Annotated in this window: 20 protein-coding genes; 6 read left to right on the forward strand and 14 right to left on the reverse strand. The window is 67.5% G+C overall.

Translation table 11 applies throughout. The features are described 5' to 3' along the window. Positions 1-56 precede the first annotated feature (56 nt). Positions 57-1,070 (forward strand): Bug family tripartite tricarboxylate transporter substrate binding protein, encoded by a 1,014-nt coding sequence (locus tag V8Z74_RS16255; RefSeq protein ID WP_066481041.1) that lies wholly within the window; start codon positions 57-59, stop codon positions 1,068-1,070. Positions 1,071-1,079: 9 nt separating this feature from the next. Here the strand turns inward: V8Z74_RS16255 and V8Z74_RS16260 are convergent, their stop codons facing one another. Beyond that, entirely contained in the window at positions 1,080-1,976 is an 897-nt protein-coding gene (locus tag V8Z74_RS16260; protein ID WP_349710177.1) for a LysR family transcriptional regulator, read from the reverse strand. A gap of 173 nt (positions 1,977-2,149) precedes the next feature. On the opposite strand from V8Z74_RS16260, the gene V8Z74_RS16265 reads away from it, so the two are divergent. Then, positions 2,150-2,974, forward strand: coding sequence for a substrate-binding domain-containing protein (locus V8Z74_RS16265; protein WP_349710178.1), 825 nt, complete (start codon positions 2,150-2,152; stop codon positions 2,972-2,974). A 42-nt stretch (positions 2,975-3,016) separates the two neighbouring features. Here the strand turns inward: V8Z74_RS16265 and V8Z74_RS16270 are convergent, their stop codons facing one another. Both V8Z74_RS16270 and V8Z74_RS16275 read right to left on the reverse strand, forming a co-directional pair. Continuing rightward, the gene (locus tag V8Z74_RS16270) at positions 3,017-4,015 is read right to left on the reverse strand and encodes a Bug family tripartite tricarboxylate transporter substrate binding protein (protein WP_349710179.1); all 999 of its coding nucleotides are present in this window, start codon (positions 4,013-4,015) and stop codon (positions 3,017-3,019) included. A gap of 38 nt (positions 4,016-4,053) precedes the next feature. Beyond that, on the reverse strand, positions 4,054-5,250 hold the full coding sequence (locus V8Z74_RS16275; protein WP_349710181.1) for an alpha-hydroxy acid oxidase: 1,197 nt from the start codon (positions 5,248-5,250) through the stop codon (positions 4,054-4,056). Between the two features lie 108 nt (positions 5,251-5,358). Here V8Z74_RS16275 and V8Z74_RS16280 point away from each other — a divergent pair, with 108 nt between their 5' ends. Beyond that, positions 5,359-6,279: a LysR family transcriptional regulator gene (locus tag V8Z74_RS16280; protein ID WP_349710182.1), complete on the forward strand. Its 921-nt coding sequence runs from the start codon at positions 5,359-5,361 to the stop codon at positions 6,277-6,279. A gap of 8 nt (positions 6,280-6,287) precedes the next feature. Here the strand turns inward: V8Z74_RS16280 and V8Z74_RS16285 are convergent, their stop codons facing one another. Continuing rightward, positions 6,288-6,863 carry a DUF1439 domain-containing protein gene (locus V8Z74_RS16285; RefSeq protein ID WP_245633310.1) on the reverse strand — a complete coding sequence of 192 codons (576 nt, stop codon included), beginning with the start codon at positions 6,861-6,863 and terminating at the stop codon, positions 6,288-6,290. Positions 6,864-7,153: 290 nt separating this feature from the next. On the opposite strand from V8Z74_RS16285, the gene V8Z74_RS16290 reads away from it, so the two are divergent. Continuing rightward, positions 7,154-7,813 (forward strand): DUF924 family protein, encoded by a 660-nt coding sequence (locus V8Z74_RS16290; protein WP_349710183.1) that lies wholly within the window; start codon positions 7,154-7,156, stop codon positions 7,811-7,813. A 53-nt stretch (positions 7,814-7,866) separates the two neighbouring features. Here the strand turns inward: V8Z74_RS16290 and V8Z74_RS16295 are convergent, their stop codons facing one another. The 5 genes from V8Z74_RS16295 to V8Z74_RS16315 all read right to left on the reverse strand — a co-directional run bounded on the left by V8Z74_RS16295 (position 7,867) and on the right by V8Z74_RS16315 (position 13,329). Then, positions 7,867-8,979 (reverse strand): acyltransferase family protein, encoded by a 1,113-nt coding sequence (locus V8Z74_RS16295; protein WP_502879562.1) that lies wholly within the window; start codon positions 8,977-8,979, stop codon positions 7,867-7,869. Between the two features lie 523 nt (positions 8,980-9,502). Continuing rightward, complete coding sequence (locus V8Z74_RS16300) at positions 9,503-10,282, reverse strand: sterol desaturase family protein (RefSeq protein ID WP_245633311.1); 780 nt, start codon at positions 10,280-10,282, stop codon at positions 9,503-9,505. 56 nt (positions 10,283-10,338) lie between these two features. Further along, positions 10,339-11,283, reverse strand: a complete 945-nt coding sequence (locus tag V8Z74_RS16305) for a transporter substrate-binding domain-containing protein (RefSeq protein ID WP_349710185.1) — start codon at positions 11,281-11,283, stop codon at positions 10,339-10,341. Positions 11,284-11,501: 218 nt separating this feature from the next. Beyond that, positions 11,502-12,287 (reverse strand): tRNA-uridine aminocarboxypropyltransferase, encoded by a 786-nt coding sequence (locus V8Z74_RS16310; RefSeq protein ID WP_349710232.1) that lies wholly within the window; start codon positions 12,285-12,287, stop codon positions 11,502-11,504. 103 nt (positions 12,288-12,390) lie between these two features. Continuing rightward, complete coding sequence (locus V8Z74_RS16315) at positions 12,391-13,329, reverse strand: LysR family transcriptional regulator (RefSeq protein WP_066474105.1); 939 nt, start codon at positions 13,327-13,329, stop codon at positions 12,391-12,393. A 96-nt stretch (positions 13,330-13,425) separates the two neighbouring features. On the opposite strand from V8Z74_RS16315, the gene V8Z74_RS16320 reads away from it, so the two are divergent. Further along, positions 13,426-14,646 carry an MFS transporter gene (locus V8Z74_RS16320; protein WP_349710187.1) on the forward strand — a complete coding sequence of 407 codons (1,221 nt, stop codon included), beginning with the start codon at positions 13,426-13,428 and terminating at the stop codon, positions 14,644-14,646. 9 nt (positions 14,647-14,655) lie between these two features. On the opposite strand, the gene V8Z74_RS16325 is transcribed toward V8Z74_RS16320, so the two are convergent. The 3 genes from V8Z74_RS16325 to V8Z74_RS16335 form a co-directional block, all read right to left on the reverse strand. Further along, positions 14,656-15,267 carry a methyltransferase gene (locus V8Z74_RS16325; protein WP_349710188.1) on the reverse strand — a complete coding sequence of 204 codons (612 nt, stop codon included), beginning with the start codon at positions 15,265-15,267 and terminating at the stop codon, positions 14,656-14,658. 69 nt (positions 15,268-15,336) lie between these two features. Continuing rightward, positions 15,337-15,579 carry a hypothetical protein gene (locus V8Z74_RS16330; protein ID WP_349710189.1) on the reverse strand — a complete coding sequence of 81 codons (243 nt, stop codon included), beginning with the start codon at positions 15,577-15,579 and terminating at the stop codon, positions 15,337-15,339. A gap of 178 nt (positions 15,580-15,757) precedes the next feature. After that, positions 15,758-16,132 carry a VOC family protein gene (locus V8Z74_RS16335; RefSeq protein ID WP_349710191.1) on the reverse strand — a complete coding sequence of 125 codons (375 nt, stop codon included), beginning with the start codon at positions 16,130-16,132 and terminating at the stop codon, positions 15,758-15,760. A 91-nt stretch (positions 16,133-16,223) separates the two neighbouring features. Here V8Z74_RS16335 and V8Z74_RS16340 point away from each other — a divergent pair, with 91 nt between their 5' ends. Beyond that, positions 16,224-16,802: a flavin reductase family protein gene (locus tag V8Z74_RS16340; RefSeq protein WP_349710193.1), complete on the forward strand. Its 579-nt coding sequence runs from the start codon at positions 16,224-16,226 to the stop codon at positions 16,800-16,802. A 747-nt stretch (positions 16,803-17,549) separates the two neighbouring features. On the opposite strand, the gene V8Z74_RS16345 is transcribed toward V8Z74_RS16340, so the two are convergent. Together V8Z74_RS16345 and V8Z74_RS16350 are read right to left on the reverse strand one after the other, a co-directional pair. Then, complete coding sequence (locus V8Z74_RS16345) at positions 17,550-18,212, reverse strand: hypothetical protein (RefSeq protein WP_349710195.1); 663 nt, start codon at positions 18,210-18,212, stop codon at positions 17,550-17,552. A gap of 32 nt (positions 18,213-18,244) precedes the next feature. Beyond that, on the reverse strand, positions 18,245-20,047 hold the full coding sequence (locus V8Z74_RS16350; protein WP_349710197.1) for a DEAD/DEAH box helicase: 1,803 nt from the start codon (positions 20,045-20,047) through the stop codon (positions 18,245-18,247). Between the last annotated feature and the right edge of the window lie 435 nt (positions 20,048-20,482).

The raw sequence follows: 20,482 nt of genomic DNA on the forward strand, positions 1-20,482 counted from the left end.
CCCGCTTTGGCCCGTAGCATGTCCGGCTGACAGCCAACACCTTCATGGAGACCTGCATGCACCGCCTGCCGAATGCCGCCGCATCTTCTCTCAGCAATCCTTTGCGCAACCGCCGCCAGGCCCTGGGGCTGATCGGCCTGGGCCTGGCAAGCCTGGGGCCGGGCGCCCGGGCCGCCGGCTTTCCGCAGCGCCCGCTCACCGTCATCGTGCCCTACGCGCCCGCCGGCGGCGTGGACATCGTCGCGCGCCTGGTGGCCGCATCCATGAGCGATGCGCTGGGCCAGCCCGTGGTGGTGGACAACAAGCCCGGCGGCGGCACCAACATCGGCATGGGCGCCGTGGCGCGCGCCACGCCCGACGGCTACACGCTGCTCGCGGCCTCGAACACGCTGACCACCAACAAGGCGCTGTACGCCAAGCTCAGCTTCGACCCGGCCACCGACCTGATCCCCGTGGGCCGTATCGCCGAGGCGCCACTGGTCGTGGTGGTCAACGCCAGGTCGCCCTACCGCACCCTGGCCGATCTGGTGGCCGCAGGCAAGGCCAGGCCCGGCGGACTGTCCTACGGCACGGCCGGCGTGGGCAGCTCGGGCCACATGGCCAGCGCACAGCTGGAGCACACGGCCCGCTTCGAGGCCGTGCACGTGCCCTACAAGGGCGGCTCCATGGCCGTGACCGACCTGCTGGGCGGGCGTCTGGACTTCATGGCCATCAATCCGCTGGAGGTGGCCGGCCATGTGAACAACGGCACGCTGCGCGCCCTGGCCGTGCTCAACAAGGACGGCTCGCGGCTGCTGCCCAGGGTGCCCACGGCGCGATCGCAGGGCGTGGACGTGCAGGCCACGGTCTGGTGGGGCCTGGTGGCGCCCCGGGGCACGCCCGCGCCCGTGATCCAGACGCTCAACGATGCGCTGAACAAGAGCCTGGCCACGCCCGCCGTCACCCAGACGCTGTCGGACATGGGCGCCACGCTGCAGGGCGGCACGCCGGCCCAGTTCGCCAGCTTCATCCAGGCCGAAACCCGCGAGCTGACCGAGGTCATCCAGGCCGCGCGCATCCGCGCGGACTGAGGGGCCGCCTCAGTCGCGCACCGCGCAGACCTGCTGCCAGAACATCTGCACGCAGGGTGCGCTTTCGTCCTGGCGGCAGACCAGCGCAATGCGCGAATGGCGGGCCGCGTCGGCCAGCGGCCGGAACACCGCGCCCGGCGGGCAGATGCGCTCGTAGACGCTGGGCACCACCGAGACGCCCAGGCCCGCCGCCACCAGCGCCAGCATGGTCGCCGTCTCGCGCGCGGGCTGGGCGATGCGCGGCACGAAACCGGCCTCGCTGCACAGCGCCAGGATGTGCTCGTGCAATCCGCCGCCGAGCACGGCCGGGTGCAGCACGAAGGGCTGTTCGGCCAGGGCCCGCAGCGCCAGCGGCGTGCCCGCCGCCGCCTGCTCATGCGCCGCAGGCAGGGCCAGCATGAGTTCGTCGCGCCACAGCGTCTGCTCGCGGATGGGCAGGGGGATGCGGAAGGCCGGCGAAGGGCGCATGAAGCCCACGTCGATCTGGCCGGCCGTCAGCGCCGCGATCTGCTCGCCCGTGGTCATGTGCTGCAGATCCAGCTCCACCTGCGGATAGCGCTGGCGGAATTCGCCCAGCATGCGCGAGAACTGCGCGAACAGCGGCACCGAGGCCGTGAAGGCGATGCGCAGCCGCCCGGCCAGGCCCGAGGCCGCCATGCGGCACAGTTCGCCCGCCTGCTGGTGCAGGGCCACGATCTGCCGCGCCTTGTCCTGCAGCAGCGCGCCGGCCGGCGTCAGCGACACCGCGCGGCGCGAGCGCTCGAACAGCTGCGCGCCCATCTCCTGCTCCAGCAGGCGGATCTGCTGGCTCAGCGGCGGCTGGCTCATGTGCAGGCGCTGGGCCGCGCGGCTGAAGTTCAACTCCTCGGCCACGGCCAGAAAGCAGGTCAGGCGGCGCAGATCCATAAAACGAATTTCATATCAAGTTCAGACGCAAACAGTATTGGACGCCTTGCGCGGCCGGCGACCACAATGCGCAGTCCGGGCCGCTATCGCAAGCATAGTGTGCCGCGCATGGCCCGCAAGGGTTTGCGCCCTATTTCCCGACCACTACAACCATTCCCATTGCAGGAGACACCATGAAGACATCCCCGAACGCCCCCGCGCTGCAGCGCGGCCGCCGCGCCCTGCTGCTGGCGGCCGCGCTGCTGGCCGCAGGCTGCGCCCAGCAGCCGACGGCCACGTCCGGCAAGGAGCCTGTGCGGCTGATGACCTCGGGCGGCTTCACGGCCGCGCACAAGCTGCTGGCGCCCCAGTTCACGGCCCAGACCGGCATCCCCGTGGAATCGGCCTACGGATCGTCCATGGGCGCTTCGCCGACCTCCATTCCCAACCGCCTGGCCAAGGGCGAGAAGGCCGATGTGGTGATCCTGGCGCGCGGCGCGCTGGACCAGCTCGCGGACAAGGGTCTGGTCGTGCCCGGCACGCAGGTCGACCTGGTGCGCTCGGCCGTGGGCGTGGCCGTGAAGAAGGGCGCGCCCGTGCCCGACATCGGCACCGAGGACAAGCTGCGCCAGGTGCTGCTGAACGCCAAGAGCATTGCCTACTCGGCCAGCGCCAGCGGCACCTACTACGAGACCCAGATGCTCAGGAAGCTGGGCATCCACGACCAGGTCATGCCCAAGAGCCGCAAGATCGTGACCGAGCGCGTGGGCACCATCGTGGCGCGCGGCGAGGCCGAGATCGGACTGCAGCAGGTCAGCGAGCTGCTGCCCATCGAAGGCATCACCTACGTGGGCACGCTGCCCGATTCGGTGCAGCACTACACCATCTTCTCGGCCGGCACGGCCAGCACCTCGGGCAACCCGCAGGGGCTGGAGCAGCTGCTCAAGTTCTACACCTCGCCCGCGGCCCACAAGGCCATCCGCGACACCGGCCTGGAGCCCATCGCCAAGCCGCGCTGACCGGACGCCGGGGCGCGCGCCCGGAGCTGGCGCCCCGGGGATTCAATCCAGCGTCAGCTTCTGCCGGCTCACCACCTCCTTGTAGGTGGCGAGCTCGCTCCTGATCTGCTCGGCGAACTGCTCGGGACTGTTCGCGATCACCAGCGAGCCCGTGTCCTCGATGCGCTTTTTCACCGCAGGCTCGGCCAGCACCTTGCGGACGGCGGCGTTGATCCGGTCCACGACCTCCTTGGGCGTGCCCTTGGGAGCGACGATGCCGTACCAGGCCATGCGGTTGACTGGCTCCAGCCCCACTTCCTTGAAGGTCGGCACATGGGGCAGCACGGCCAGGCGCTGCGGCGCGGCCACGACGATGGGCAACAGCTGGCCGGCCTTGATGAAGGGCAGCGAGGACGGCAGGTTGTCCAGGTTCATGTTCACCTGGCCGGCCACCACGTCGTTGAGCGCCGGGCCCGCGCCCCGGTAGGGCACATGGGTCATCTGCACGCCGGCCATGCTCTTGTACAGCTCCATCAGCATGTGGGTGATGCTGCCGGTGCCGGTGGAGGCGTACGAGTATTTTTCGGGATTCTTCTTCAGTGCCTCGACAAAGCCCTTGTAGTCATGCCCCGGGAACCGGGGATTGACCGCGATGATGTTGGGCGTGGCCGCGATGTTGACGATGTGCACGAAGTCCGTCTCGGGGTTGTACGGGAAGCGGGGCGTGATGGCCGGGTTGGTGGCCATGGTGGACACCGTGGCCACGCTCAGCGTGTAGCCGTCCGGCCTGGCGCGCACGGCCTCGGATGCGCCGATGGTGCCGCCGGCGCCGCCCTTGTTGTCCACCACCACCGGATGGCCCAGCTCCCGCCCCAGCGGATCGGCCACCACGCGCGCGATGATGTCGGTGGTGCCGCCCGCGGCAAAGGGCACGATCAGGCGGATGGGCTTGTTCGGATAGGCCGACTGGGCCAGCGCCGATGTGCCTGCCGGCACGGCCAGTGCAAAGGCCAGGCTGCCGAGCAGCCTGCGTGCGCTGCAGCGCGAAAAGAAGCGGGGCATGGGAAGTCTCCTTCTTGGATTAATGGGTGATGGCGGGATCAGGCGCCGCGGCGCACCAGGTGCTGCGGGCCCAGTTCGGCACAGCCCGTCACGCCGAGCATGGCCAGGTTGCGGTCCACCTCATCGCGCAGCAGGCCGATGGCGTGCGCCACGCCGGCCTCGCCGGCCACGGCGGCCGCATAGTTGAAGGGGCGGCCCACCAGCACCATGCGCGCACCCAGCGCCAGGGCCTTGAGCACGTCCGAGCCGCGCCGAAAGCCGCTGTCGATGAGCACGGGATAGCCGGGGCCCAGGGCCGCCACCACGGCTTCGAGCACGCGCATGGGCGAGGCCGCGCCGTCGAGCTGGCGGCCGCCGTGGTTGGACAGCACGATGGCGTCGGCGCCCACGCCCCGGGCCTGCAGCGCGTCCTCCACGCTGAGCAGGCCCTTGACCACCAGCGGCCCCTTCCAGCGCCGGCGTATGGCCTCGATGTGGCTCCAGCTCAGGTGGTCGCGCGCCGAGAAGTCGCGCAGCACGCTGGACGACATGACGGGCGCGCCGCGCGTGGCGAACGAGTTCTCGAAATGCGGCATGCCGTGCCTGAGCAGCGTGCGCGCGAAGGTGCCGGCCACCCAGCCCGGCCGCGTCAGGCCGTCCCAGGCCAGCCGCAGGCTGGGGCGCAGCGGCGTGGAAAAGCCGGTGCGGATGTTGTTCTCGCGGTTGGCCGAGATGGGAATGTCCACCGTCACCACCAGGGTGCCGAAGCCCGCGCGCTCCACCCGGTCGATCAGCGCGTCGATGCGCGCCTGGTCGCCCGGGATATAGGCCTGGAACCAGGTGTCCGGGCTCTCGCGCGCCACCTCTTCCATGGGGATCAGCGAGGTGCCGCTCATGATGGAGACGATGCCCGCCTGCTGGGCCGCGCGCGCCAGCACCAGGTCGCCCCGGTAGGTGGACAGCGCGCTGATGCCCATGGGCGCGATGCCGAACGGGCTGCTGTAGCGCCGGCCGAACAGCTCCACGGACTGCGAACGCTGCGACACGTCGCGCAGCACGCGGGTGACGAAGCCGTATTCGCCGAACACCTCGCGGTTGTCGCGCAGCGAGCTGTTGTCCTCGGCCGCGCCCGCGATGTAGCCGAAGATGGGCCGGGGCAGGCGCCGGCGCGCGGCGGCCTCGAAGTCGTGCAGCGACAGCATGGGGCGCAGCGCGGCCGGCAGTTTCACGGACGAAGGTTCAGCATAGGAAGCCATGGCGGGAGGCGGGATCAGGGAATGAGGCGCCACTGTAGGCCCGCGCCATGGTGAAGAAAAGCGAGTTATTTAGAATGAAGAAATTCGCTTTCTGGAAACAAGTTCACCATGCCGCAGCCCTCGGTCAAGCAGCTCGAAGCCTTCTGGTGGGCCGCCACCTGCAGCAATTTCGCGACGGCAGCCGAGCGCGTGCACCTGTCGGTGTCCTCGCTGTCCAAGCGCATCGCCGAGCTCGAAGCAGCGCTGGGCCAGCCGCTGTTCGACCGCAGCGGCCACCGCGCCGTGCTCACCGAGCAGGGCCAGCGCCTGCTGCCTGCCACGCTGGAGGTGCTCAACGCCATGGCCGCGCTGGGCCGCACGCTGGATGAAAGCCCGGCGCGGGCCGCGCTCACCGGCCACTGCCGCTTCGGCGTGGGCGACCTCTCGGCGCTGACCTGGCTGCCGGCCTTCGTGGCCGCCGTGCGCCAGGCGCATCCGCGGCTGACGCTGGAGCCCGTGGTGGATGTGGGCGGCGTGCTCGAGCGCCGCCTGGCCGACGGCGAGCTGGACTTTGCCGTGATAGCCGGGCGCTCGTCGCGCAGCGAACTGCTGTCCCAGCCCGTGGGCGCGGCGCGCTTTGCCTGGGCCTGCGCCCCGCAGCTGGCGGGCGCGGGGCGCCTGGGCGTGGCGGCGCTGCTGCAGCGCCACCCGCTGGTCACGCTGCCGCAAAGCGCGGGCACGACCCGGCTGCTGGACGACTGGCTGCTGGCCCACCAGGCCACGGTGCACGAGCGCATTGTCTGCAACAGCTGGGCGGCCGTGGCGGGCATGCTGCGCCAGGCCGTGGGCGTGGGTTTTCTGCCCGCGCACTGGGTACAGGCGCTGCAGCTGCGCAGCGTGGGGGCGCGCCTGCCGCTGGCACCGCTGCACTATGCCTTCCAGTGGCGGCGCGGCGATGCGCGCGCCCTGATCGCGGCCATGCAGCCGCTGGTGCAGGCCCGCGTGGATTTTTCCGCCTCTCCGCTCCTCGCCGGTGCGGCGGGTGCGTAAGCAGGCGTTCAGCGCGCCGGCGCGCCAGCCTTCTTCTGCACCAGCGCCACGGTCAGCCCCTGGGGCGTCACGGTGATGGCGCCGGGCTCCACGCCCAGCGTGTTGGCCAGCTCCAAGTCCTGGTCCTGCAGCTGGTACAGCACGATCTGGCCCAGCGCCTGCTCGGCCAGCGCATTGGCGTAGGTGGCCAGCATGTCGCTCATGGCCGGCGCCAGGCCGCTCATCTCCAGGCTGTTGACCTTGATCTGGTGGGCACGCAGCGTGCGGTCGGTGCTTTCGTAGCGCAGGGCGAAATCCACGTTGAGCTGGCCGCTGTAGCTTTCCTTGAGCACCTTGCCCGTGAGTTCGGCCGGGATCACGGCGTTGAGCATGTTGCGCTCGGGCACCGTGGTCAGCGCGGGCGCCTTCAGCTGCAGCTGCAGCAGGCCGGCGACCGGGAACTCCTTGGGAAAGCGCCGCGCCACCATCTCCTGCAGCTTCTGCGTGGTCACGCTCACGCTGCTGGGCATGGATTTGCCCGAGCACCCCGACGCAGCCAAGCCCATGCCCACTGCAGCCACCAACAACCAAGAGCGGCGATTCATCACGACACCAGTTCCGTAAAAATTCTCAGCGATTCAAGCCTTGCAGCCCGAGAAAACACGCGCAATGCGCTATTGTTTTTGATTTTCAATGCGGGCCGATTCCCCTGCAGGGGCGGGGGATTCATTCTTCCACCGCCGGCCGGCTCCTGCCTAACGCGGCAGGCCGGCCGGCGTTGACGCAGGCGCGCCCGGCCTGCGCGGCCCGGCCCCAGCATGCCCGGGAAAATTGTGAGCTGCGGGCAAGCCGTGTAAATCATTGAGCTTGTCGCCAGCGCGCACCACAATGGCGCATGACCTCCTCCCAGCCTCCCCTCCCCACCGCCGCCGGCCAACCGGCCCATGACGCCGGCCTGGCCGATGCCGTGCTCGCCCAGTGGTTCGGCAGCACCCGCCCCGACAATGCCACGGCGCTCGCGCACCAGGCCCAGTGGTTCACCAAGTCCGCGGCATTCGACGCCGCATTGCGCGAGCGCTTCGGCGCCGCCGTGCAGGCGGCGCTGGACGGACAGCTGCGCCACTGGGCCGCGCAGGGCCCGTGGCCGTGCCTGGCGCTGATCCTGCTGCTGGACCAGTTCACGCGCAACATCCACCGCGGCACGCCCCGGAGCTTCGCGGGCGACCCGCAGGCGCTGGCTTTGGCGCTGGAGGCCCAGGACCGCGGCCTCGACCTGGAGCTGCCCGAAGTGGCGCGCATCTTCATGTACCTGCCGCTCGAGCATGCCGAGGACATGGCCATGCAGGAGCGCAGCGTGCAGGCCTTCCAGTCGCTGGCGCAGATGGCGCCCGACGCCGCCAGCCGCGAGTTCCTGGCCGGCACGCTGGACTATGCCTACCGGCACCGGGAAGTCATTGCGCGCTTTGGCCGCTTTCCGCACCGCAACCCGATACTGGGCCGCGCCAGCACGCCGCAGGAAAGCGAATACCTGGCCCAGCCCGGCGCGGGCTTCTGAAGCCGCCATGAAAAAACCCCCGGGGCTTGCAGGCTCCGGGGGGTTCGGCTTCATCAGGAGTTCTGGGTGGCTTCGCGCAGCGCGGGCTCCTGGCGCGCCATGCCGGACCTTGCCGGCATGCGGCCGGTCTGGCGGCCGTCGCGGTAGCGCAGCGCCCAGCGCTCCACCGTGTAGAACGACAGGGCCGCCAGCGCCGTCGAGATCAGCACGCCGCCGATCACCGCCACGGGCCACGAATACTCGGCGCGCAGGTAGCGCACCACCGGGTAGTGCCACAGGTACACGCCATAGGACAGGCGGCCCAGCTTGACCAGGGCGGGCGCGGTCAGCATCTCGTAGACCAGGCCTGCGGGCTTTTGCACGGACAGCAGGATGACGATGGCCGCCACCTCCACCACGGTGATGCCCCACAGCATGGCATGCTGGTTGTCCCAGCCCAGTTCCATGATCAGCGGCACGGCCAGCACGAACCACATGGAGTAGGCGCGCTGCGACTTCAGGCGCTCGATCCACTGCGGCTTTTCCACCATCAGCGCGGCCAGCAGGCCGCCCGCGACCAGGCCCGAGGCCCGCGTGTCGAAGCGGAAGAAGATTTCGTAGAACTGCTGGCCCTGGCCCACCCAGAACGCGCGCCACAGCGTGCTCAGCACCCACAGCGCCAGCAGCGGCAGCCAGATGCGCCCGCGCATGGCCGCGGACTTGCGCAGCAGCACCACCAGCAGCGGCGGCCAGATCAGGTAGAAGTGCTCCTCCACGGACAGCGACCACATGTGCAGCAGCGTGTCGGGGCTGTCGAAGAAGGCGATGCCGTAGTCAGCCAGGTAGAGGATGGAGACCAGCGCGTCCGAGTAGATGTCGGTGAGGTCGGGCCAGATGAAGGGCGCGGCGATGCAGTACACGCCCAGGAACAGGGCCAGCGCCGGCATGAGCCGGAAGAAACGCCGGCGATAGAAGCGCCAGTAGTCGATGCGGCCCTGGCTGCGGAATTCCATCAGCAGCAGCGATGTGATCAGAAAGCCGCTGAGCACGAAAAACAGGTCCACGCCGAAGAACGCGCCATCGAACAGCGGCGCATGCGCGTGGGAGAGGATCACCAACAGGATTGCCACACCGCGCAACCCGTCGAGCGCTGGGTTGTAGTGCAGCTTGTACGCTGTCTCCATCAAAACCGGACACCTTTCCTTTCGCCCGAGCGAGGGTCGGGCTTGCGATCAAAAAAACGGGCCCCGGGCGGGCTGGCCTGCGTGCAGCCGCTGCCCCAGGAAGCGGGACCTGCCGCGTCCGGGCCGCCGCGCCGTCAGGCATTGGAGCGGCCTGCAGCCCAAAAGTTGCCGGCGGATGCAGGCTTGACCGGACTAGTATTCGGAAATCCGGCCGGGCGGCGGGTAACAGCGCTTTACAGCCGGGCGGCCGCTTGCGCTGGTGGGCATGGCAGCCTACGGCGCAGGCGTGCAGCAGCATGCGCGCCCTGCCGGGCAGGGGTTTGCCAGCCTTGTGTCAGGCTGGCGCGGCGAATTGGAACAGATTTTTCAGCTCAGGGTAAGCCCTGGGTTTGAATAGTCGAACAGCGCCGGCGGCCATGTGGACGGCCGTTAACAAATTCCCACAAAATCAGGGTCCGGCGCTCTTCCACATTGCGGAACAAGCTATCAATTTTGACTATTGAAACCGCCGACCGGATGCCTGCGCTCAGCGCCGGGGCTCGTCGGCGCGGGCGGCGGCGGTCGCACAGGCCGGCGCCGTCTTGTGCACGTCGCGCCAGAGCAGCATCTCGGCAATGCGCTCGGATTTCTCGTCGTCGAAGCCCAGGCGCGCGGCGCGCTCGGCCGGGTTGGACCAGGTGCCGAACAGCAGGTCCCACAGCGGCAGGCCATAGTTCTGCGCATGGTGGCCATGCCGGTGGTGCACGGTGTGCATCTCCGGGCGCTGCAACACGTAGCCGAGCCAGCGCGGCGTGCGCAGGTCGGCATGGGTGAACAGGTCGAAGGCCGCCGTCAGCGCCAGGGCCACGGCCGCCGCCGCGGGGCTGGCGCCCAGCACCCAGTAGCTCGACAGCGTGCTCAGCAGCACCGCGGCGGCCGAATCCAGCGGATGGGCAAAGAACGAAGTCAGCGCCTCCACGCGCCGCGCGCTGTGGTGCAGCTGGTGGAACACGCGCCACAGCAGGTCCGAGGCATGCGTGGCCCGGTGCCACCAGTAGAAGACGAAGCTGGTAAGGAAAAAGCTCAGCAGGCCCGTGAGCAGCGGATTCCAGCGCGCGCCCACGTCCAGCAGCGCATGGGCGCGGATGCGGTCCTCGAGCAGGTAGCCCAGCGCCAGCGCGGCGGTCAGGGTCAGCAGGCCCAGGCCCGTGCTATAGAGCAGCCAGCGCCGGTCGCAGGCATTGCGCGATGCCGGCGCGATCACCTCGCGCGTGAACACGGCGACGAACATCAGCGCAATCAGCGGATAGACCAGATACTCCAGCACGGCAAAGCTCCCCGAGGTTTGCCCTGCAGTCTATCGCCCGCAGCGGCGGCCCGGCCTCACCGGGGCAATACGAACTGCTCCAGCGGCGTGTCGTCGGGCGCGGCCAGCTGCCTCTTGAGCATCTCGCCCATGGGCAGGTTCAGGTTCACGTTGCGGGGCGGAATCGGCTGCATGAACCACTTGTCGTAGAGCTTGTGCAGCTCGCCCGAACGGATCATCTGCAGGATGGCCGCGTCCACGGCCTTCTTGATCTGCGGATCGTGCCGGCTGAACTGGATGGCGATGGGCTCGGCGCCGATCACCTCGCCCACGATCTTGTAGCCCTGGGGATTCCGGCTCTGGCCGATCACGCCGGCCAGCATGTTGTCGTCCAGCACGAAGGCATCGACACGGCCCGACTCCAGCAGCAGAAAGCTCTCGTACTGGTCCTTGCTCATCAGCGTCGTGAAGCTCAGCCCATGGTCGCTTGCGTACTTGCGCAGGATCTGCACCGCCGTCGTGCCCGTGATGGCGCCCACGTTGCGGCCCTGCAGCTGCTTGAAGGAGGTGATGTCCGAGTCCGCGCGCACGGCCATGCGCACCTCGCTCACATAGGTGGTCAGGCCAAAGGCCACCTGCTTCTGGCGCGTGAGGTTGTTGGTCATGCTCGCGCAGTTGAAGTCGGCCGTGCCGTTGTGGATCAGCGGCATGGTGTTCTGCGGCGTCAGCACCATGTACTTGAGCCGGGCCCTGGGCGCGATGGCATGCACTACGCGCTCGCACAGCTCCAGGTGGTAGCCGACGAACTTCTCGTTCGCGCCCAGCGCATAGACCATGGGCGGGGCGGCCTCGCGCACGCCCAGCACCACGGTGCCGCCGGCCTGCCAGCGCTGCAGCGTGGGCGATGTGGGAATATCCTGCGCCGGCACGGCGGCCACGGCCGAACCCATTCCCGCGGCCACACCCAGCACCACACCCGCGGCCACCACGGCCCGGCCCATCCACTGCAAGCTCTGACTCATATCCACTTCCGGAAAAAACAAAAGCGCCGAGACCTCTGGCCATCGGCGCCTGTCTTCACCATCCACCCCGGCATACGCTGCAACCCTGCATCCATGCAGGCTCCAGCCGCCCATTGTCCCGCAGGCTTTATCGCTTGGAGTGGAATGCTTATGCCGTAGGGCTGCGCAAAATTTCCATCCGGGACAGCCTTTGTCCCTTTCCCACGAAGCGTCGGCAGCTATCGTTTTTCATGCATGCAGGCCTGCAGCTGCCGGTGCGCGGCGCTGTCCGGATCGGCCGGCTGCTGGTGCTTGGCCTGCAGGTAGCGCTCGGTGAACACGGCCAGATACGCCTCCAGCACCCGGCCCGCCTGCCTGTCGGCGGCGTCGCCGCCCAGCTCCAGGCACAGCGCCGCCACCTCGCTGGTGCAGAAATGGTCTGCGCGCGTGGAGCGGCGCAGCCGGTAGTGCGAGATCTGGTCTGGGTGCAGGCTGAGCACCGGAAAGCGGTCCAGGTACGGGCTCTTGCGGAACATCTTGCGCGCCTCGGGCCAGGTGGCGTCCAGCAGGATGAACAGCGGGCGCCGGGCTGGCGCGCCGGGCTGCGGCACCAGCGCCTGCACCACGCGCCCGGGCGGCTGCACGAATTCTCCCGGGAACACCACGTAGGGCTGCCACTGCGGGTCGTCCAGCATGGCCAGCAGCTGCGGGTGGGCCTCGGTGCGCGACCAGCCGAAGGCCCAGGTATCGCGCACCACGTCGGCGATCAGCCAGCCCGTGTTGCTGGGCTTGAGCGGCTCGGCGTCGTGCATCAGCAGGCACACGCCCGCCTGCGTGGCCAGCTGCGGGCGCAGGTGGCACATGCAGTGCGAGGGCCGCAGCCGGCAGCCCTCGCAGCGCTCGCCCCTGGGGCCGCCGCGCGAGAGAAAGGGCCGCGTGCTGCGCGCCAGCCGCTCGGTGCGCAGGCGCGCGACCGCATGCGGCGCCACGCCCGAATCCACGCTGCGCAGATAGCTCAGCGGAATCTGCGGCGCAGGGGTTTCGGGGCAGGAAGGCAGCAAGGAGTCGGACAAGGGGCGCACCGTAAAGCAAAGGCGGCTATTGTGCAAGATCGCCCGCGCCGGCGCCTCAGGCGCCGCGCATGCCCGGCATGTGGGGAATGGCCTCGCGCATGGCCTCCACGAAGTGGCGCAGCTTGGCCGGGTAGAACTTGGCATAGGGGTAGACGATGCTCACAGGCTGGGGCGCGGCCTCCCACTCGGGCAACAGGTGCAGCAGCCGGCCCGAGCGCAGGTCATCGTCCACCAGCCATGCCGACACCACGCCCAGGCCCAGGCCGTCGCGCGCGGCACTGAGCAGGGCGTAGAGATTGTCGGTGGACAGGCGCGGCGCGATCTCGATCAGGCTCTGGCGGCCGGGCTCGTCCACGCGCTGCAGCGTCAGCTCGCGCCGGTAGAAGATGCTGGCGGCCAGCCAGGGCAGTTGCGCCAGCTCGGCGGGCGAGCGCGGCAGGCCCGCGCCCCGGGGCAGGGCCGAAGGCGCGGCGATCACGATGCGCCGCACCTGCGCGATGCGGATGGCGACCGCCGACAGGTCCTCCACCATGCCCACGCGAATGGCGCAGTCGATGCCGTCGGCCACGAAGTTGGGCGGCCGGTCGCTCAGCATCCACTCCACGTTCACTTCGGGGTGGCGGCGCAGATAGCGCATCAGCGGGCGCACCAGCTGCTCCTGGCCGTAGGCATGCGGCACCACCACGCGCAGCGTGCCGCGCGGCTGGTCGGCAGGGCCGCGCAGATCGGCCTCCATGGCCTGCCAGTGGCCCACCAGCTCGCGCGCATGCTCGAAGCAGCGCCCGCCCTCCTCGGTCAGCTGCATGCCGTGGGTGGAGCGCTGCAGCAGCTTCACGCCCAGCAGGCGCTCCAGGGCCTGCAGCCTGCGGCTCATGGTGGGCTGGCTGGTGCCCAACTGCTGCGCGGCCGCGGACAGGCTGCCGGCCTCGACGATGCGGAGAAAGCTGAGCATGAGGTCGATGCGGTCCGAGCCCGCGGGCATGGTCTCTGTCATACGTAATGCGTATAGCCAATCTGCAGGCCAGCCTACTACACACGCAAGCTTCCGGCCAGAACAATCGCAGCCATTCCCCAAGCACTGGAATCTGCCATGTCTTCCATACAGAAACTGAATATCACATCGGGCCAGCCTGCGGCCGGCGCCGCCCCGTCGCTGAGCGCGCGCACCCTGCTGCTGCTGGCCGCCGCGGCCGGCTGCAGCGTGGCCTCCATCTACTACAGCCAGCCCATGCTGGGCACGCTGGCGGGCGAGCTGCACACGGGCGAAGGCGCGGCCGGCCTGGTGCCCACGCTCACCCAGCTGGGCTATGCGCTGGGCATTCTGCTGCTGGCCCCGCTGGGCGACCGCTACGACCGGCGCCGCATCATCCTCGCCAAGGTGGGACTGCTGGCCGCCACGCTGCTGGCCAGCGGCCTGGCACCCGGCATCGCGGCCCTGCTGGCGGCCAGCCTGGCCGTGGGCCTGGCCGCGACCGTGACCCAGGACCTGGTGCCCGCCGCCGCCACGCTGGCGCCCGCCGCCGAGCGCGGCCGCGTGGTCGGCACGGTGATGACCGGGCTGCTGCTGGGCATTCTGCTGTCGCGCGTGGTCAGCGGCCTGGTGGCCCAGTGGCTGGGCTGGCGCATGGTCTACCTGGGCGCCGCGGCCGCCGTGCTCTTGATCGGCCTGGCGCTGTGGCGCGGCCTGCCGCGCTTTGCGCCCACCACCCGGCTGGGCTACCGCGCCCTCATGGCCACCATGCTGGCATTGCTGCGCCAGCATCCGGCCCTGCGCCGCGCGGCCCTGGCGCAAGGCCTGCTGGCCATAGGCTTCAGCGCGTTCTGGTCCATGCTGGCCGTCATGCTGCACCAGCAGCTGCAGTTGGGCAGCGCCGCCGCGGGCGCGTTCGGGCTGGCCGGCGCCGCGGGCGCCCTGGCAGCGCCCCTGGCGGGCAGGCTGGCCGACAGGCGCGGCCCGGAAATCATCACCCGGCTGGGCGCCGCCGTGGCTGCCCTCTCCTTCGCCCTGCTGGCGCTGGACGGCTGGCTGCCCACCGACCATGTGCGCCTGGCCTTGCTGCTGGCCTGCGCCGTGGGCCTGGACTTCGGCGTGCAGGCCGCGCTGGTGGCGCACCAGACCATCGTCTACGGCCTGGACTCCGATGCGCGCAGCCGCCTCAACGCCATTCTGTTCACCGGCATGTTCGCGGGCATGTCCGCGGGCGCGGCCCTGGGCGGCCTGATCATGGGCCTGTGGGGCTGGATCGGCGTGGCGGCCCTGGCCACGCTCACCTCGCTGGCCGCGCTGCTGGTGCGGCTGCGGGGGCGCTGAACGCGGCGGCTAGCCGCCCAGGCATTCGAGTTCGAACAGGGGCTGGTCCGCGCGCCGGCTCAGCCAGACGCCGCCGCCCAGCTCCTTGAAGCGGGGCGCCAGGCCGCGCCGGTACAGTTCGGCGCGGTGGCGGAACAGGCGCGGGTCCGTCAGCTCCTCGTCGATGATGTCGCGCTCGTAGTCCTCGCGCGCCACCGCCTCGACATAGAGGCCGCCGCGCGACAGCTCGCCCAGGTTGGCCAGGGCCTTCTTGAGGTCCGCCGGGCTCAGATAGGGCAGCACCCCCTGGCAGATGACCAGATCGAAGGCCTGGCCGTCACGGGGACGGTAGTCGACCACCGAGCCCTGCTCCCAGCCGTAGCGCTCGCACAGATAGGAACTGAACTCCACGCCGTGATACTGCACACCCGGGAAGTGCTGCTGCACCGCCTCGCGCCACAGGCCTATGCCGCAGCCCACGTCGAGCACGCGGCGCACGGGCACGCGCAGATAGGCCAGGTAAGAGCAGACGAACGCGCCCAGCCGCCGCGCGTGCTCGGGGTCGATCACGCTGGTCTTCTTGTCGAAGTAAAAGCGCTGGTAGTACGCCTCGTCAAACCACTCGTTGCTTGCCGATTGCATGCAGCCTCCTGTTCATCCCAAAAACAAACGGCGCCGCGAAGGCGCCGTCATGCATGGCCGGGCAGCGCCTTACACGCGACCCACGACAGACCAGCCCGCATGCTGGTTCTGCTTGTTGTTCTCATAGTCCCAGACCGTGCCGCACTGCTCGCAGACATAGCGGGTCACCGTCACCTGGACCGCGCCGCGCTCCTCCTTGCGGTTGCCGCGCTGCATCAGTTCGGCATGGCCGGGCGCCTTGCGCCAGTTGCGCTGGATGCCCGCGCAGGCGGCGCACAGATGGTCTTCGGCGGGGGGAGTGGTCTTGGACATGGAAGCTGGGAAAAGTGGGTGCCGCGCACAGCCGCGAATGCGGATGGATTTCCACCCGCTCCTGCCTGCCCATTGCGCCGCAAAACCGCCATTGTGCAGCCAGTGCCGGTTTCGCACCGGGCGCGCGGCAGCGCCATGCCTGGCTACTCAGTTAATCGGCGCTCTCCAGCCCCCAGGATCAGCCCTTGGGCGGACGGTAGGCCAGGCAGATCTTGTTGCCGTCCGGGTCGCGCAGATAGGCCAGGTACATGGCGTCGCCGCGCCAGCCCGGCGCATCCTCGATGGACACGCCGCCGGCGGCCACGCCGGCCGCATGCGCGGCATTCACCTGCTCGGGCGACTGGGCGGTGAAGCCCGTGGTGGCACCGTTGCCGGCCGTGGCCGGCTCGCCGTTGATCGGGGTGGAAATCGCGAACACGCCCGTGGGGCTGCGATAGAAAAAGCGGTTCCGGTTGGCGACACCGGGCGCGATGCCCAATTGACCCAGCAGCGCATCGTAGAAACGCTTGCCGCGCTCCAGATCGCTCACACCCAGCATGACATGGCTGAACATTGCATTCTCCTTGTGTAGCCCCTTGTCGCCTGCCGTCAGGCGAAGATGGCGGCTGCCATCCTAACGGTCTTTCACCACTGCGCAGTCACCCATGCACACCCTGCCCCCCTACTTCACCGCCGTGCCGCTGGACAAGTCCTACCGGCTGCTCAACCACGGCCCCACAGTCATCGTCTCGGCCCGGCATGCGGGCGAGCACAACGCCATGTCCGCCGCCTGGGCCTGCGCGCTCGACTTCGCGCCACCCAAGGTCACCGTCGTGCTCGACAAGGCCACGCGCACGCGCGCCCTGGTCGAAGGCAGCGGCTTCTTCGCGCTGCAGCTGCCCACCGTGCCCATGGCCGCGCTGACCAAGGCCATAGGCACCGACAGCGCGGTCACCATGCCCGACAAGCTGCAGCGCCACGGCGTGCAGCTGTTCGACGCGCCCGGACTCGACATACCGCTGGTCGAAGGCTGCGCCGCCTGGCTGGCCTGCCGGCTGATCCCCGAGCCGCACAACCAGCAGGCCTACGACCTGTTCATCGGCGAGGTCGTGGCCGCCTGGGCCGACGACCGCGTGTTCCGCGACGGGCACTGGCAGTTCGGCACCGCGCCGGCCGAGCTGCGCACCTTGCACTATGTGGCGGGGGGGCAGTTCTATGCGATTGGGGAGTCGGTGGTGGTGTGATGGCTTTTATGCCTGCGGCGCTTGTGTCGCTTACAGGTATGGCTATTCTTTTTTCTTTCAGAAGCCGGGTCTCGCCCCGGCGGGCGACCTTCTTTTCTTGCTCGTGCAAGCAAAGAAGGCAAAAGAACACGCCCCTGCTGTCTGCGTCCCTGCGCTTCGCTCCGGGCAAACCTGCGTCACGCAATCCAGTCTGCGGTGCCGCCCAACTCGCTTTGCGCTTGCAGCGCGCCGCTCGGACAAACGGCGGCAAGTCAGAGCACGAAGCAGGTGTGTCCTGCGGCACACCTGCCCGCAGCCTAAATCACATGCCGCAGGCGCAGACACAAGGGGGATGGATACGGGCGGCCTGCAAGAATTGTGACGAAATCGGCCTTTAGGCCATACCTGACATGCGATAGCAGCTATCAAATCTGAAAGAAGCTATCCCGCATCCGCACTGCCCTTGTGCCCGCGCCTGCGACGGCGGCCTCTTGTTGCGCGCGGCTGCACCGCAGAGTGCAGACGCATCGTGCTCTGACTTGCGGCCGTTTGTCCGAGCGAAGCGCCGCAGGCGCGCAGCGAGTTGGGCCGCAGCGCGACAAGAGGTTGGCGGCGCAGGTTGCCCGCAGGCGAAGCCGGAGGGACGCGGGCAACAGGGTCGCCTTCTTTTGCCTGCTTTTCTTGGCGAAGCAAGAAAAGTAGGTCGGCTGGCGGGCCGAGACCCGCCCTCCATTCCATAATCCAGAAGCGACTTAATTCAAGCAATGCTTATGCATCCCATCTTGCAAAAATCTCTTCACACCCAGCCTCAATATCTTTTAAGCGACTTTTTGTAGATTTTGGAGCCTCATAAATCTCGCCAGTGGGATTATCAATTATCAATATTTTCTTAGGGTCAACTTTTTTCCCAGCAGTGTAGTTATCCTCCAAATGTTTTTTCATTATTGTGGCGGTATATTCAGCCGAATCTTTCTCTAGACTTGCACTTTGTGAGAAGTGGAATTTAATGCACCCCACCACCTCTTCCGTTTCCGCAGAGAGCAACATCAAATCTGGCTTTGCACCAACCTTAACACCAGATATTTCAATTGAATTTTCTTCAAAATCAGAGCCTTTTTTAATTATGCAATTTTTTACGATGATTTCATCTTCCAAATCGATGAAATCATCAATAGCTGCACCAGATGCGTTTTTAGTGCTTTGTAAAAATTTATTATCTGAAATATAACTTTTAAGTTCAATTGATTTTTCTACAAGTTGCTCAGAAGATATATTCCCAGACAAATAATCACAAATTGCATTTCTCGCATCTGTGTAGTGAATTGCGGCAAATCCGCCTTCCTCCTGAATAGTTTTAATAATGCTTCTTCTTCTCCGAGCCGAAGCTGTTAGATATTCACCAAGTTTATTTGCAGTAATCTTAGGCTCCATACATACCTCCTCTTTAAGCACGTTAAAAATAATCAAGCTTGAATGACTTTATATGTCGCTCTAGTAGAGGCCACATACACCAACCGTGCCTCCAACGCCCCATCCTTCTCCACATCCTTGGCCCTACGCTCTTCATCCGAAGTAACGACAGCCACCACAGGCCACTCCAGCCCCTTGCTCGCATGCATGGTCATCACCTTGATGGAGTCTTCCTCGGGCCGGAAATCGCCTGAACGCTTGCGCATGCGATAAGGCAGCCGCTTGCGCCTCAGGGCATCGGCGCACAGCTCCATTTCGTCGTGGTGGCGGCACAGCACGGCCATCTCGCCCCAGGCGTGGCCCTGGGCATGCTGGTAGGCCAGCAGCTCGGCCACGCGGGCGGCGCGTTCGGGCAGGGTGGGCAGGTCGATGACGATGGGCTCGGGGCCTTCGCGGCCGCAGCTCAGGGGCTTCAGGAGCGGTATGCCGTCGTCGTCCTTGGCGTCCTCGGGCGTGAGCATGTCGCCGGCCACGCGGTGGGCCAGCTGCAGAATCTGGCGCGTGTTGCGGTAGTTGATCTTGAGGATGGTGGTGCGGCCCGCGGCCTGTATGCCCACGCTCTTGAGGCTGAAGTTGCGCTTTTGCCCGCGGTCGTAAATGCTTTGCGCGTCGTCGTAGAGCAGCAGCAGGCTGTTGGTGTTCGGGTCCACCATCTGCGTGACGAGCCTGAGCCATTCGGGCGCGAAGTCATGGCCTTCGTCGATCAGGATGGCGTGGTACTGGCCCGCGGGTATGTGCTTGTCGTCCACGCCCTTGATGACGCGCTGCACGAACTCTTCCATGGCCTTGCCTACGGGCCAGTTGTTGGCGCCTTCGGGCAGCAGGTTGTAGGCGACGAGCTGGTCGCGGCACCATTTGTGGAAGTGGCGCACATGCACGCGCTCCTGCAGGCCCTTGGCTTCCATGCTGGCCGCGAGCTTCACGCCCAGCGGCTCGTTGTAGCAGAGCACCAGAATGGGCTTGCTGCCCGGCCCCTGCGTCTGGGCCAGGTGCTCTGCGCGGTAGCCGAGGATCATGGTCTTGCCGGATCCGGCCACGCCGTGGATGACGCGGTGGCCTTCGCCCAGGCTGCGCGCCAGCTGCTCCTGCTGCAGGTCCATCACGCGCATGATGTCGGGCAGATCTTCCTCATTCCCGCCCGCCTCGCCGCCGAACAGGCTTTGCTGCTGGGGCACGCGCACTTCGGGGAACAGTATCCAGCGGATGCGGTCGAGCTGGGGCAGCGTGATGGCGCGGCCGAAGCTGTGCGGAAACATGTTCCACAGGCGCTGCTGGAAGGCCTCTGCGTCCACCGTTTCAAGCATCTCGTCCTGGCAGATGACGAGATGGCCGGGAATCGCATGGCCCAGCTCGGCGGCATCGAACTGCTTGCGCGTGATGCGCGTGAAGACCACGCCATGACCCCACGGGAAAGCCAGCTTGCCCTTATGCGGTCCGTCGCCGTCGACCAGTTGCGGGTCGCGCTCCAGCGCGTTGATGACCTGGATGGCGCAGTGGCGGGCCTGCTGCAGCGGACTCATCACGACCTTGACCTGGCCCTCGGCCAGGATTTCAAAGCGCTCGCGCGTGGCGCTGCGGATGGTTTCGAGGTGCCAGTCCTTGGTCTCCAGGATCAGCGCGCCACGGCGCGGATGCACGACCACGAAGTCGGGCCGCGTCTGCCTGGGTCCTATGGGCACATCCCACCACAGCAGGTAATCGTCCTCCAGCTTTTGCTGCAGACGCTCGGCCAGCCGGCGTTCGCCGCTGGTCATTCGCCCCGCGCAACTGCCCAGCGCAGGTATCAGCACCGCCATCGTCTCCCCCTTGTATGTCTTTTGTATCAAAAGGTATTCGGGGATTTATAACCGAGGCGGCTGGCGTCAATCTTTCATAAATCGCAGGGCAGAACTATGTTTTTGCTAGCTGATGGCGCACGATCCGGCGCCATCCTTGAGCCGAATCGACGTAGAAGCTTGATATGGCAAGCGCCAGCAGCTCCGGTTTCGGGAGCAGCTGGCGGTGACTCTCAATCTCAAGAGCATCAAGGCAGTGCTTGGCGTACTTCCGCATACGCCGCCAGCGGCAGAGGCCTAGCCGGCCGCACCGGATTTCGCCCCGGCGAGCGAGTTGCTTTCGTGCCCGCGCCGAAGTGCCGGCCCCACGAAAGTAACCAAAGAACGCGTGCCCTGCCGTCTGCGTTCCTGCGCTTCGCTCCGGGCAAACCTGCGCCACCCGCTTCCGTCTGCGGT

The sequence above is a fragment of the Comamonas sp. w2-DMI genome (assembly GCF_040187735.1).
GTDB classification, from domain to species: domain Bacteria; phylum Pseudomonadota; class Gammaproteobacteria; order Burkholderiales; family Burkholderiaceae_C; genus Comamonas; species Comamonas terrae.